This window comes from Streptomyces sp. NTD91 (genome assembly GCF_059510455.1).
Window position 1 is genome coordinate 50,459 of record NZ_JCAJZW010000033.1, and the last position, 12,397, is coordinate 62,855.

The following is a 12,397-nucleotide window of genomic DNA, read 5'->3' on the forward strand; positions in this document are numbered from 1 at the left end:
CGCACAGCATGCCGCACACCTTTCCGACGGCCTCGCCGCCGCCCGCGTTCGCCCCGCCGGTGCGGCGGCGGGTGACATCGCCAGGCGCACCGGGGCGACGGCGTGCCTACGTCCGTCCTGCTGCCGGTCGCCGCCAGACGAACACCTCGGTGCTGGGGACGCGTTCGGAGAACAGACCCTGTGCCGAGGCACGGGTGAGCAGGCGGCGCAGGTCCGCCTCGAAGGCCTCGAGGCGGGGACCGAACAGGTGAGGGGCCGAGAAGGACATCGAGAAGGTCCAGGCGACCACGTCGTCCACCGTGCGCCGCAGCGCCCGTCCACCGGGGACCACATGACGCTCGGGTCCGAGGAAACCGGCACCGGACAGGAGCTCGGCCTCGTCACCGGGCGTGCCCCGCGGGAGCAGGCCCCGCCCTGCGCGGCGGACCGGCCCGAGGTAGCGCTTGACCAGGTGCTCGATGGCCTCGTACGGCGCGGCGGGGTAGGGCAGCCCCTCGACCGTCCGGGTCTCCGTCTTCAGGTCGGACACATGAACCAGCGCCCCGCCGGGACGCAGCATGCCCCGCACGGTCCCGGCCACCCGTTCCCGGTCCATCCAGTGGAAGGACTGGGCGAAGACCGCCACGTCGAACCGGCCCAGGTCCGCCGGGAGTTCCTCGGCGCGCATCCGCACCCAGCGCGTCCGGCCGGCCAGCCCCGCGGCGGCGGCCCGGCTCGCGGCCGCGGCGATCATTCCGGCGTCCGGGTCGACGCCGACGCTCTCACGGAACAGCGGCGCCAGCGGGACGGCGACGGTCCCCGGCCCGCAGCCCACATCGAGGAGCCGTCCTCGTCCGTCGGCCGCCAGTACTTCGCCCAAGAGCGCCACCAGCCCCGGTGCGTACGGCAGCCGGCCCTGCTCGTAGTAGGTGGCCGCCCCTTCGAAGAGGGTCTCGTCCCACTCCCACCGGTCCATCGCGGTTCCCGTCCTCTCGCTCCGCCCCGCCCCCCGCTTTTGAACACGTTCAAAAGCGGGGGTACTCTGGGTGCACCGGACCCAGGGGGCCCGATGAAGGTGATTCTGCCCGGAGGCACGGGACAGGTCGGCACGATTCTCGACCGCGCGCTGACGGCAGCGGGCCATGAGGTGACCGTCCTCACCCGGCATCCGACCGGTGAACGGCAGGTCGGCTGGGACGGCGCCACGCTCGGCCGCTGGGCCGGTGTGATCGACGGCAGCGACGTCGTCGTCAACCTGGCCGGCGCCAGCGTCTCCTGCCGCTACACCCCCGAGAACCTGCGCGCCATGATGGATTCGCGGGTGGAGTCGGCGCGCGTGGTCGGGCAGGCGATCGCCGCCGCCGCACGCCCGCCGCGGGTCTGGCTGCAGATGAGCACGGCGACGATCTACGCCCATCGCTTCGACGCGGCGAACGACGAGGAGACCGGCGTGATCGGCGGCTTCGAGGCCGACGTTCCCGGCTACTGGGGCTTCAGCGTCGACCTCGCCAGGAACTGGGAAGAGGCCCAGGCAACGGCGCCGACGCCGGCGACACGGAAGGTGGCCCTGCGCACCGCGATGGTGATGAGCCCGGATCGGGGCGGCGTCTTCGACGTCCTGCTGGGGCTGGTACGGCTCGGCCTGGGCGGGCCCGTCGCGGGCGGGGCGCAGTACGTCTCCTGGATCCACGACACCGACTTCGTACGGGCGGTGGAGTTCCTGATCGACCGGAAGGACATCGACGGTCCGGTCAACCTCGCCTCCCCCGGCCCGCTCCCGCAGCGGGAGTTCATGCGGGCGCTGCGCGCGGCGCGGGGCGTTCCCGTGGGCCTGCCGGCGACCCGGTGGATGGCGGAGCTGGGGGCGTTCGCGCTGCGCTCGGACACGGAGCTGCTGTTCAAGAGCCGCCGGGTGGTCCCGGGCCGGCTCCGCGCGGCCGGGTTCGACTTCGCGTACCCCTCATGGGGACCGGCCGCCGTGGACCTCGTTCGCCGGGTGAAGACGTCCCGGTGACCCGGGCGCCTTTACTTGAACTTACAAGCAAGCGGGTATCGTGCGACACGGTTCGCAGTTGAAGCCCGCACTGCTCTGGAGGACGCCATGCGCGTCGCGATCACGGGATCCACCGGACTCATCGGCTCCGCCCTCGCCCGTTCCCTCCTCGCGGACGGCCACCAGGTGGTGCGCCTGGTCCGTGGCCGCTCCGCCGCCGCTCCGCGTGACGGCAGTACAAGCGCCCTCTGGGATCCGATCGCGGGCCGGGTCGAGCCCGGTGCGTTGGACGGCGTCGACGCGGTGGTCCATCTCGCCGGCGCCGGAGTCGGAGACAAGCGGTGGACGGCCGCCTACAAGCGGGAGATCCGCGACAGCCGGGTGCGCGGCACCAACACGGTCGCGCGGGCCTGCGCCGCGTGCGACGACCCGCCGCGTGTCCTGGTCTCCGCGTCCGCGACCGGCTACTACGGCGACACCGGCGAACGCGTCGTGGACGAGAGCGAGCCGGCCGGCCACGACTTCCTGTCCGCCGTCTGCGTCGCCTGGGAGGCGGCCGCCGACCCTGCCCGGCAGGCCGGCATCCGGGTGGTGCACCCGCGCACCGGCCTCGTCGTCTCCGCCGAGGGCGGTGCCTTCGGCCGGCTCTTCCCCCTCTTCCGCCTCGGTCTGGGCGGTCGGCTCGGCTCGGGCGACCAGTACTGGCCGTTCATCTCGCTGACGGACCACATCGCGGCGCTCCGCTTCGCGCTCGACGTCGAGGAACTCTCCGGGCCGGCCAACTTCACGGCGCCCGAGCCCGTCACGAACCGCGAGGTGACCCTGGCCCTGAGCCGTGCCCTGCGCCGGCCCGCCCTCGCCGCCGTGCCCGCCTTCGCCCTGCGCGCGGCTCTCGGCGGATTCGCCGAGAGCGTCACCTGCAGCGCGCGCGTCGTGCCGGCGGCCTTGCAGAGAGCGGGCTTCGCCTTCGCCCACCCGACGATCGACAGCGCGCTCGACTCCGTGCTGCGACCGGCCGGTTGACGCGGTCCCGACGGGAGCCGAGGAAGCCGCACGCGAGACCGGACTCCGGCCGTGGCAGCGCGTGCGCGAACGTCCGGCGCGCGGGACCATGGTCGCCCGGGCGGGGCTCCGGCGACGGGGCCCGGCGCAAGACGGGTGACGAGGAGAACGCCGTGTGCCGACTGTTCGGGCTGACCAGCTCCCCGCTCCGCACGCACGCCACGTTCTGGCTGCTGGACGCGCCCGACAGCCTCAGCGCGCAGAGTCACCGCGAACCCGACGGCACCGGCCTCGGGTTCTTCGCGGCGGACGGCACCCCGGAGGTGCACAAGGCGCCGATCGCCGCCTACGAGGACCGCGCCTTCGCCCGGGAGGCCCGGGAGGTGGAGTCGGCCACCTTCCTCGCGCATCTCCGGTACGCGTCCACCGGGGGGCTGGACATGCGGAACACGCATCCCTTCGAGCAGCACGGGCGGCTGTTCGCGCACAACGGTGTGATCGAGGGGCTGGACGAACTGGACCGCCATCTGGGCGAGGACCGCGCCCTGGTGCACGGGGACACCGACTCCGAGCGGTTCTTCGCCCTGGTCACGCGGGAGACCGCGGCGCACGGCGGGGACGTGTCCGCCGGCCTCGTGGCCGCGGCACGCTGGGTCGCCGGGAACCTGCCCCTCTACGCCCTCAACGTCGTCCTCGTCAGCACCCGGGAGCTGTGGGCGCTGCGTTATCCCGCCACCCACGAGCTGTACGCGCTGCGGCGCCCGGCCGGCGGCCACCATGGGACACGACAGCTGGACCACGCAGGCCGGGACGGTCATCTGCGAGTGCGTTCGGCGCACCTGGCCGGCCGTCCCTCGGTCGTCGTGGCGAGCGAGTGCCTGGACGAGAACGCCGGCTGGCGGCTCCTCGCGTCGGGCGAACTGCTGCACGTCGGCCCCGACCTGCGCGTGACCACCCGCATCGCCCTGCCCGATGCCCCGGCCCACCCCCTCGCCCTGTCCGACCTGCACCCCGCCGCGGCCGCCTCCCAGCTGCCCGTGTAGGGACTCGCACGGACCGCGTGCGGCCTGGGCCCCGTGACCCGGCTCACGAGCCCGAAACTTGCGCAACCCTTAAACTCTCCGCCGTGGAGACTACCGAAGTGACGGGTTGGGAAACCGCTGTGCTCGAGGGAGGGCCGGCGGACGGGCTGCGGATGAAGGTCTCCGGCCGGCCGCGCGTGATCCAGGTGACGTATCCCTGCCCGATCGAGGCGGCACCGCCCGGCGGCGTACGCGTCGAGGCGGTCCATCTGTACCGGCGCGACTACAGCGTGACCAGCGAGCCCCTGCGGTACGGCTTCGACATCGCCAGCCCCTGACCGGCGTGGCGGGCGCCGCCGCCGGTCAGGCGTCGGAGTCGGGCTTGCCGCGCGCCGCCGCGTAGGCCTGGGACGGCGTCATGGCGATGCCGTTGATGCTGACCGTCTTGTACGGGCTGACCTTGGCGCACGTCTTGGCCTGGTCGGCGGTCGAGGCGTGGGCGCCGCCCACGGCCGCATTGGTGTCGGCCGGCGCGGGCGAGGAGCTGCCGCCCGGGTAGCCGGTGCCGCTGGGCCAGTCGCTGCCGATGACCAGGGTGAGACCGCTGCCCGTGCCCTGCTTCAGATGCGAGGAGGGCAGTCCGAGCGCCTTGGCGACCGTCGTGGCCTGCGCCTTCTGATCCGTGCCATAGGTGAGGGTGGTGCTCGTCGCCGGGCTCGGCGCGTTGGCCGTGGTGGTGCCGGAGCTGAAGCCCTGGTCGGTGAGTGCGGCCGCGACGGCCGAGGCACGGCCGGTGACCGCGGTGCCGTTCTCGACGGTGACGGCGATCTGCGACGCGGGCACGGCCGGGGCGGTGGCCTTCGTGGTCGCCGAGGCCGCCGTGGACTTCTTGCCCGAGTCCGTGGTCAGCGACTGGTCGTTGACGATGGTGGCGAACAGGGTCTTGGCCCCCGGGCCCACCACCACCCGGTCCTTGTTGTTCGGGTCGGGGGCCGTCTGCATCGTGGTGAACGTCATCCGCTTCGTGGGCACCTTGTTCACGTCCGCAGCGAGCGAGATCAGCTTGTTCACGCTGCCCAGGCCGTCGTCCACGGTCAGCGCCTTGGTGGCGGCGTCGGCCAGCCCGTAGACCGCGGTGGGGTCGGTGAGCGTGCCCGCGCTCTTGAACTTGCGGATCATGGCGCTGAGGAAGATGTGCTGCGAGATCGTGCGGCCGAGGTCGCTGCCGTCGCCGAAGCCGTGCCGGGAGCGCACGAACTCCAGCGCGCCCTCGCCCTTGAGCGTGTGGGTGCCCTTGGACAGCTTCAGGTGGGAGTAGGTGTCGTACACGTCGTCGCTGACGCAGACGGAGACACCGCCGATCGCGTCGGACATCTTCACGACACCGGAGAAGTCCAGCTTGACGAAGTGGTCGATGGGGATGCCGGTGAGCTGGTGGACGGTGGCCACCTGGCAGGCGGGGCCGTACTGCAGGGCGCTGTTGATCTGACCGTAGTAGCCGGCCGTGGACTGGCCGGACTCGCTGCTCTTGCAGGCCGGGACCTGGGTCATGGTGTCGCGGGGGATGCTCATCACCGTCGCGTTGGAGCGGTCCGCCGATATGTGCACCACCATCTCCACGTCCGCGTTGCTGCCGGTCTGCACCCCGGTCTTCGAGCAGCCGCCGCCGAGCTTGCAGTCGGCCGCGCTGGTGCGGCCGTCCGAGCCCATCACCAGGATGTTGATCGGGGTGCGGCCGAAGGCGTCGGCCTTCTCGGTGCCGCCCTTGCCGTCGAGCGAGACGCTGTGGATGTTGCCGTTCAGGTGCTCGTAGAACCACCAGCCCGCACCGGCTGTGACCACGATGACGACCGACAGGCCCATCCCGAGGAACTTCAGGACCTTCCTGCCACGGCCCACCGGACGGGCCCGGCGCCCCCGCCTGCCGCCGCCGCGCGCGCGGGCAGCCTCTCGGGCCGCCGCCCGGCCGCCCGGCCGGCGCGCCCCGTCGGGCTCGGTGGCTCGCTGTCCCGGCACCCGCGCGCTACTACGGCTGCGCGTGGCCTGCCCGGCGGGCCCGTCCCACGGGTCGCTCATTTCCCACTCCCCTGAACGGTCGGGCGGGGCGAAGCCCGCGGCTCCGCCTTTGCTTGCATGGTTGCGCAATCTAACAAACCTGCGGCCCGAACTGCACAAATACACACACGATTCACAAGCGAGGCACCTCACGGAACCGCCGTGCGGACCGCACGGTATGGCAGCCGGAGTGTACGCGCCCTAGATAAGTGCGTTGTATGGCTGTGTGATGCTCGCCACAGAAAGGGAGCGCGCGGACAAGGTGGCCGACCATCACCCGGACCAGCGTCACGACGCCCGGGTCGTCGAGGTGGCGGACTCCCCGCCGGCCCTCGCGGCGCGAGCGGACGAGTCCGGCGGGCTTGGACTCGGCCAGGCGCCGGCTGACCGCGGGCAGCGCTCCGCCCACCCGGCCGCGAGACGCGTGCCCTCACTCTCGCCCCGCGACAGGGCTCGTATCGGATGCAGCCGCGCGGCAAAGAAGTGCGGGCCCGGCACAGCCCGCTCCTTCCCGCCCTCGCCGGCGGCGCCCACGCGCCCGCCCACCGCAGGCGTCCGACCGCGGTGCCCGGGGTCCGGCGGGACGGCCCGGGCGCCGTCGCCGGACCCGGCGTACACGGGGGGAGGCACGGGAGAGGCCGCCCCTCCCCCAGGGATCACTCCTCGTAGAAGTTGTTGACCACGACGTCCGGTTCGTCGTCGTCGAACGCCTCGTTGAGCAGCGCGCCACCGATGAGACCCGCCGCACCGGCGCCGATGAGCGCGCCCGCGCCGAATCGCCGTCCGCCGCCCTCGTGGTGATGGTCGTGGTCGGCGTACGGCTGCGCGTGTCCCTGCTGGGGGTAGCCCTGCGGAAAGGCCTGAGGCACGGGCTGCGGACAGCCCTGCTGGGGCGGGGTGTAGAACGGCGGCGCCGTGGTCTGCACGCGCTGTGCGCAGGCGGCGCAGGTCTGCACGGGCCGCGGCACGCCCCACTGCGGGGACCAGGTGACGGTCGTCGTGCCCGGGCCGTGGTGGGGATCGAAGAAGCAGGTCACGAGGGAACTCCCGGTGGTGTACGGCGATGGGGGGAACGCCGGGGCCGGCGCAGCGGCGGCCGGCGGCCCCGGTGGAACGGGCGGCTGGTGAGGACCGGCATGCGTCTGCGGTGCGGGCGGCACGGGCACCTCCGCGTTCGTCCGAGGTGCGGCGGCGGGTGCCGGCGCCGGGCCCGGGGGCGTGTCCCTGAGCACGGCCACGCCGTAGTCGGCGGCGATCCCGGCGAGTCCCGAGGCGTAACCCTGCCCGACGGCGCGGAACTTCCACTCCGCGCCGTGCCGGTACAGCTCGCCGAAGACCAGGGCGGTCTCGGTGGACAGGCCGCCGGGGGCGAGGTCGTAGCGGGCCAGTTCGGTGCCGCTTTCCTGGTCGAGGACGCGGATGTGCGCCCGCCGCACCTGACCGAACGCCTGGCCGCGGCTCGCCCCTTCGTAGAGCGAAACAGGGAAGACGATCTTCTCCACCTCGTCCGGAACCCTGGTCAGGTCGACCTGGATGCGCTGGTCGTCGCCGTCGATCCGTCCGCCACCGCCTCCGTGACGGACCGAACCGTCAGGACTGCTGAGGTTGTTGTAGAAGACGAGGTGCTCGTCGGAGAGCACCTTGCCCGTCCGGTCGCACAGCAGGGCGCTCCCGTCCGGCTCGCATCCGCTCGTCGCCTGCCAGCCCAGCCCGACCGTCACAGCAGTCAGGCCGGGGGCCCGCCTGCTCAGCGACACATTGCCGCCCCTCGTCAAGGACACACTCATCCACGTCCTCCGCAGCCGTTCCACGTCGCGCGTCCATCATGATCGACGCTCCGGGACCCCTTCAGGTTCCTCGATTGCGCAATGTCTTGATCGTGTAGCAGAACCTCGACGTGTCGTCTCCAGAGGTCGACAGCGCTTGTCCGGCGGCCTCCGCCGGCCTCTAGGGTTGCGCGAGCAGGCAAACCAAGTGTCGGCATCCGGCGCGCTGGGCGCGGATTCCGACCCGACTGGAGGACAACACCGTGGGCATCATCGGCTGGATCATCCTCGGCCTGGTCGCCGGAGCCATCGCCAAGATCCTGCTGCCCGGCCGCGACCCGGGCGGTCTGATCGGCACCACCGTCATCGGCGTCGCGGGCGCCTTCGTCGGAGGCTGGCTGTCCGCCCGCTTCCTCGACCGCCCGGTGGAGAGACACTTCTTCGACCTCTACACCTGGGGCGCGGCGATCGCCGGCTCGCTGGTGCTGCTGATCGGCTACCGCATCCTGTTCGGCAACTCCCGCGACTGACACCGGCGCCGGCGCCCCGTGCGGCTCCGCTCAGGCGGCGAGCGGGCCCACGGAGGCCGTGGACGAGACGGAGCGGCGCCGCTGTGTCGGTTTCCGGCACCTGGCCCTGACGGGCGACGGTCCGCGGCGCGGACCGTCGCCCGTCAGGGCAGCTTCACGAACGTCGCCGGGAAGGACCGGGTTCCGGGTGTGCCGAGGCGGTAGACGTGGGTGACAGGGGGTGCCGCCGGTGACGGTCGTCGGCGGCGAGGATGTTCCTGCCGCCGACGACCGCGAAGTCGGGCCCGCGCAATCGCCGTAGCAGGCAGGCACCTCCGTTGCCCTGCGGGGCGGTCACGGCGAACCGTACCCAGGCCGCGTCGAGCGCGTCGAAGGTCAGGGGCGCCTTCATGCGGACGCCGCCGGGATGGGTCCGTCCGCCGGGCCCGACGGTGGCCTCCTCGGTGCCGTACCCGGCCACGAACCGGTCGGGGGAGTTCAGACCCTGCGGCCAGAGCGCCCCCAGCCGGCCGGCCGTCGGCAGCGTGGCCGGGGTGAGGGACCAGCGGGAGGCGACCTTCGCGGCGGGCGGTTCGGTGGGCGGCGCGGTCCGGGGCAAGACTGGCGTTCTCGCGTGACATCGGCGCCGAGCGGATCCGATGCGCTCACCGATCGGGCAGGGCGTCGGCCCCGGTCACCCGGAAGCGCTGGGCGACGACGAGAGTGTCGTCGCCGATGACGGGCGTATGTCCCAGGAAGTCGCTGACGCCGGCGCTCCGGAAGAACTCCTCGTGGGCCGCCCGCCACTCCTTTGCGTCGGCGTAGCCGCGCCCTTCCGCGCGCGCGAAGTCGTCGTCGATCTCCTTGACGGACACGACCTGTACGTCGACGAGCTCGATCGTGACGGCCGGACGCCCCTCGGAATCGAGCACCGAGAACCGCTCACCGGCCCGCGGCACCGCCTCTCCGGCGTGCTCGTAGATCTCCAGAAGTCCTGTGAGCGCGGTCTTCTCACCGCTCAGGATCGCCGCGACACCACGGTCACGTTCCGGTCCGGGGAAGGCGAGTTCGAGGGTCGGAAGGTCGTCGTGTCCCATCGGGAGAGCGTACGAGGCCGGGCCGCGTCGATCAACGGACAGGCGCGGCCGAGCGGTTGGACCCGATCTGCGGGCGCCTCTTGCACCCTTCGGGCCGCCTGTGGAAGGGCCCGGTGTGACGCGGCTGCCGCTGTGGCTGGTGCTCGGGCATGTGGCCCTCGCCGTGGCCGGGTTGGCCGCCTGGACCGCCTATGTGGTGGGCGGGGTGCGCAGTTCGGCCTGGGCCGCGTGCGCGGTGGTGCTGATCGTGGCCGCGTTCGGTTTCATGATGCTGCTGCGCTGGCTGCCCAGCTCCGGCCGCCACTCCCACGGGGACACCACGGCCGAGCGGCACTTCCCGCTCACGGCCGTGGTCGCCCATGGCACGGCCGCCGGCGCGACCGTACTGCTGGTGATCCTCGTCGTCCGGCGCAAGATGTGAGTCGTGCGGCGCGTGCGCCGGCGGGGAGCGCGGTTCACCTCCCGGTCGGCCGGCGGCGTACGACCGCCGGCACCAGGCCGGCACCGCCGTCACGGCCGGCGCGCCCACGGCCGGCGCGGCGTGCGCCACGGGCGCGGCGAGCACGGGGACCGATGCCGATCGCGGCGGCGGCCGCGCAGGTCGCGGCGGGGCGCAGGGCTGAGCGCGCGACGGCTCTCTCCTCAATAGGCGCGGGACAGGACCCGGCCCGGGACGGCCGGCTGATCATGCACCGGACATGCGAGGACCGTCAGATGGTGTGCGGGGCGCCTCGGCGGAGCCGCACGCCGTGCACCCCGGCTCGCCGGGGCGGCGTGCGACGCGGCTGCTCACCGGTACCTGGTCGCCGTCGCCCGGTCCGGGTCCCCGGCCACTCCCGGACCTCGCCCGGCGGCCCGTCTCCCGAGCGGACGGGGAACGCCTCCGCGCTGCCCCCCGGTGGTCAGCAGACCCGTGCCACGCGGGCCGGATCACGCGTCGGGACGGCCTGTGCGGTGCCGCGTCGCCCTCTCGGGTCACCGTCCTCCGCAGCCGCCGCGGAGGACCGCCGGGCCTGGTGGGACGGCGGATTCCGTGGTGTGCTGGTAGTGGCGGGAAGGACCGAGAACAGACGCGGGGAAGCGGCCCCGAGCCGTGCACCGCGCAATCCGGATCCACGAGAAGCGGATGGCCCTTCCCGCCCCGGCCTGCGCTCCCCGCGGTACGGCGGCGCCGCCCGTACCCGGTGCCCGGCGCGTCCCAGGACGGCACCGCGGGTCAGCCGCGTCCCCCGCTGAGGTTCCCCCACCGGGGCCCGATCTGCTTCCACTCCTCGTCCCACTCGGCCATGCGCCGCTTGATCAGCCGGCTGCGCACCACCCATCCCGCGCCCCAGACCGCCGCGCCGGCCGACGGCGCGACGAGCACGCCGGTCAGGGCCGCCTGCAGGTCTGCGGCGGCGCCGGTGACGGGCGCGGAGACCACATGGCCCGCGCGGTCGGTCCACACGGTCACCAGGGATCCGGGGGGGACGCCGGGCAGGACCTTCGCCCGGTCGGTGTGCACGGCGCCGTGGGCGTCCGTCCAGCGCACGCCGGCCCAGACCCGCCCGTCGTCGTAGCCGGACCCGGAGGCCGGGGTCCGCGCCGCGCTGTCGGTGAGCACGGCGGACACCGGGTGCACCTGGGCCTCCCGTGCGGAGAACGCCGCGCCGGCGGTAGCGGCCGCCGCGAGGCCGGCGGCGGCCCCGCCGAGGACGGCGAGCACCCAGGTCACGAGGACGATCCAGGCCTCGACGACGTCGCTGTGCCGCCTGAGCGGGTTTCTGCGCCAGCGCCACAGCCGTACGTGCGTGACCGTCGTGGGAGGTGTCCGGTTCATCGTCACCGCCTCCTCTCGCACACCGGCGGCTTCGTCGCGTCCACTCCGCGTACCTCTCGCCGGGCAGGGGCGCCGGGCGGGCGGCGAGCGGGCTCGGGGCGGTCTCCCGGACCCGGCCGTCGAGTGTCACCACACCATCGTGCACCTCAATCCGGATGTCGGCGGGGTGAGTGCCGAAGAGGCTCGTGAGGAGGTGTCGCCGGGCCCCGCCGACCAGCGGGTTCGGGATCGTGCCGGGACCGGGACGGCCGTCTCGCCCTCGGCCGCGCTCGTGCAGGAGTGGGCGGGGCCGGTGCCGGGGCCGCGTGTGCTGGTGCTGACCACGTTCGACCTGGACGAGTACGTGCACGCCGCCCTGCGCGCGGGCGCCGTCGGCTTCCTGCTGAAGAACAGCCGACCCGAACAGCTCGCCGAGGCCCTCCGCGCGGCGGCCGACGGCGAGCCCCTCCTCTCCCCCACCGTCACGCGGCGCCTCATCGACACCGTCACCGTGCTGCCGCCCGCGCCGCTGCCGACGGCGCCCGTGCCCGCCCCGGCGGGCGTCTCGCTGACCGAGCGCGCGATCCAGGTTCTGGTCCCGGTCGCGCGCGGCCTGTCCAACGCACGGATCGCCGCGGGCCTGGGCCTGAGCGAGGCGACCGCGAAGAGCCGGGTCAACCGCGTTCTGTCCCACCTCGGGCTGGAGAACCGGGTCCAGGCCGCCCTCTACACCCACCAGGCCGGGCTGGTCCGACCCGGCCCCTCCCCCACGTCAGCCCGGCAGGCAGTGGTTCAAACCATTCACGGCCGCCCTGTGACACGCCCGTGACAGTCGACGGACATGGCGATGACGTCCGCCGAGCAATCTGGAACAACAGGGGCAAATCACCCCAACCGGTCAGATCTCTCGCCGGAGGAGAGCACCATGAGCACCACTCTCGCCACGCCGCACACCGAGGCCCCCGCCCCCGCGCTGGCTCCGCGCGAGCGGGAGACGCTCCGCCACATCGCGGCCGGCCGCACCTATCTGCAGACAGCCCGCCACATGGGTCTGTCCACCCATACCGTGGACGCCTACCTCCGCCGCATCCGGGCCAAGCTCAACATCACCAACACCGCCGAGCTGACCCGTGTGGCCATCGCCCTGGGTCTGTGATCCCAGGGCGACGACCGCGA

At 73.3% G+C, this 12,397-nt stretch carries 14 protein-coding genes and 1 pseudogene; 8 read left to right on the forward strand and 7 right to left on the reverse strand.

What is annotated here, in order from left to right:
* Positions 1-106: 106 nt before the first annotated feature.
* Positions 107-955 carry a class I SAM-dependent methyltransferase gene (locus AC5WRT_RS28095; RefSeq protein WP_496097004.1) on the reverse strand — a complete coding sequence of 283 codons (849 nt, stop codon included), beginning with the start codon at positions 953-955 and terminating at the stop codon, positions 107-109.
* 93 nt (positions 956-1,048) lie between these two features.
* On the opposite strand from AC5WRT_RS28095, the gene AC5WRT_RS28100 reads away from it, so the two are divergent.
* The 4 genes from AC5WRT_RS28100 (at position 1,049) to AC5WRT_RS28115 (ending at position 4,334) form a co-directional block, all read left to right on the forward strand.
* The gene (locus AC5WRT_RS28100) at positions 1,049-1,993 is read left to right on the forward strand and encodes a TIGR01777 family oxidoreductase (protein WP_496100727.1); all 945 of its coding nucleotides are present in this window, start codon (positions 1,049-1,051) and stop codon (positions 1,991-1,993) included.
* Between the two features lie 87 nt (positions 1,994-2,080).
* Entirely contained in the window at positions 2,081-2,995 is a 915-nt protein-coding gene (locus AC5WRT_RS28105; RefSeq protein ID WP_496100728.1) for a TIGR01777 family oxidoreductase, read from the forward strand.
* Between the two features lie 152 nt (positions 2,996-3,147).
* Positions 3,148-4,017, forward strand: a complete 870-nt coding sequence (locus AC5WRT_RS28110) for a class II glutamine amidotransferase (protein ID WP_496097001.1) — start codon at positions 3,148-3,150, stop codon at positions 4,015-4,017.
* An 83-nt stretch (positions 4,018-4,100) separates the two neighbouring features.
* Entirely contained in the window at positions 4,101-4,334 is a 234-nt protein-coding gene (locus tag AC5WRT_RS28115) for a hypothetical protein (RefSeq protein ID WP_496097000.1), read from the forward strand.
* Positions 4,335-4,359: 25 nt separating this feature from the next.
* On the opposite strand, the gene AC5WRT_RS28120 is transcribed toward AC5WRT_RS28115, so the two are convergent.
* The 3 genes and pseudogenes from AC5WRT_RS28120 to AC5WRT_RS28130 form a co-directional block, all read right to left on the reverse strand.
* Positions 4,360-6,072 carry an LCP family protein gene (locus AC5WRT_RS28120; RefSeq protein WP_496100729.1) on the reverse strand — a complete coding sequence of 571 codons (1,713 nt, stop codon included), beginning with the start codon at positions 6,070-6,072 and terminating at the stop codon, positions 4,360-4,362.
* Positions 6,073-6,310: 238 nt separating this feature from the next.
* Positions 6,311-6,585: pseudogene (locus tag AC5WRT_RS28125) on the reverse strand (hypothetical protein); the annotation flags it as partial.
* A gap of 122 nt (positions 6,586-6,707) precedes the next feature.
* Positions 6,708-7,838 (reverse strand): TerD family protein, encoded by a 1,131-nt coding sequence (locus AC5WRT_RS28130; RefSeq protein ID WP_496100730.1) that lies wholly within the window; start codon positions 7,836-7,838, stop codon positions 6,708-6,710.
* 242 nt (positions 7,839-8,080) lie between these two features.
* On the opposite strand from AC5WRT_RS28130, the gene AC5WRT_RS28135 reads away from it, so the two are divergent.
* Positions 8,081-8,347: a GlsB/YeaQ/YmgE family stress response membrane protein gene (locus AC5WRT_RS28135; RefSeq protein WP_496096997.1), complete on the forward strand. Its 267-nt coding sequence runs from the start codon at positions 8,081-8,083 to the stop codon at positions 8,345-8,347.
* 154 nt (positions 8,348-8,501) lie between these two features.
* On the opposite strand, the gene AC5WRT_RS28140 is transcribed toward AC5WRT_RS28135, so the two are convergent.
* Together AC5WRT_RS28140 and AC5WRT_RS28145 are read right to left on the reverse strand one after the other, a co-directional pair.
* Entirely contained in the window at positions 8,502-8,945 is a 444-nt protein-coding gene (locus tag AC5WRT_RS28140; protein ID WP_496096996.1) for a hypothetical protein, read from the reverse strand.
* 46 nt (positions 8,946-8,991) lie between these two features.
* The gene (locus AC5WRT_RS28145; RefSeq protein WP_496096995.1) at positions 8,992-9,423 is read right to left on the reverse strand and encodes an ASCH domain-containing protein; all 432 of its coding nucleotides are present in this window, start codon (positions 9,421-9,423) and stop codon (positions 8,992-8,994) included.
* 115 nt (positions 9,424-9,538) lie between these two features.
* Between AC5WRT_RS28145 and AC5WRT_RS28150 the strand changes: the two genes are divergently transcribed.
* Positions 9,539-9,844: a hypothetical protein gene (locus tag AC5WRT_RS28150; protein WP_496096994.1), complete on the forward strand. Its 306-nt coding sequence runs from the start codon at positions 9,539-9,541 to the stop codon at positions 9,842-9,844.
* A gap of 795 nt (positions 9,845-10,639) precedes the next feature.
* On the opposite strand, the gene AC5WRT_RS28155 is transcribed toward AC5WRT_RS28150, so the two are convergent.
* Positions 10,640-11,242: an Rv1733c family protein gene (locus AC5WRT_RS28155; RefSeq protein ID WP_496096993.1), complete on the reverse strand. Its 603-nt coding sequence runs from the start codon at positions 11,240-11,242 to the stop codon at positions 10,640-10,642.
* A 139-nt stretch (positions 11,243-11,381) separates the two neighbouring features.
* On the opposite strand from AC5WRT_RS28155, the gene AC5WRT_RS28160 reads away from it, so the two are divergent.
* Both AC5WRT_RS28160 and AC5WRT_RS28165 read left to right on the forward strand, forming a co-directional pair.
* Positions 11,382-12,050, forward strand: a complete 669-nt coding sequence (locus AC5WRT_RS28160) for a LuxR C-terminal-related transcriptional regulator (protein WP_496096992.1) — start codon at positions 11,382-11,384, stop codon at positions 12,048-12,050.
* 96 nt (positions 12,051-12,146) lie between these two features.
* Positions 12,147-12,377 (forward strand): response regulator transcription factor, encoded by a 231-nt coding sequence (locus tag AC5WRT_RS28165; RefSeq protein ID WP_496096991.1) that lies wholly within the window; start codon positions 12,147-12,149, stop codon positions 12,375-12,377.
* Positions 12,378-12,397 lie beyond the last annotated feature (20 nt).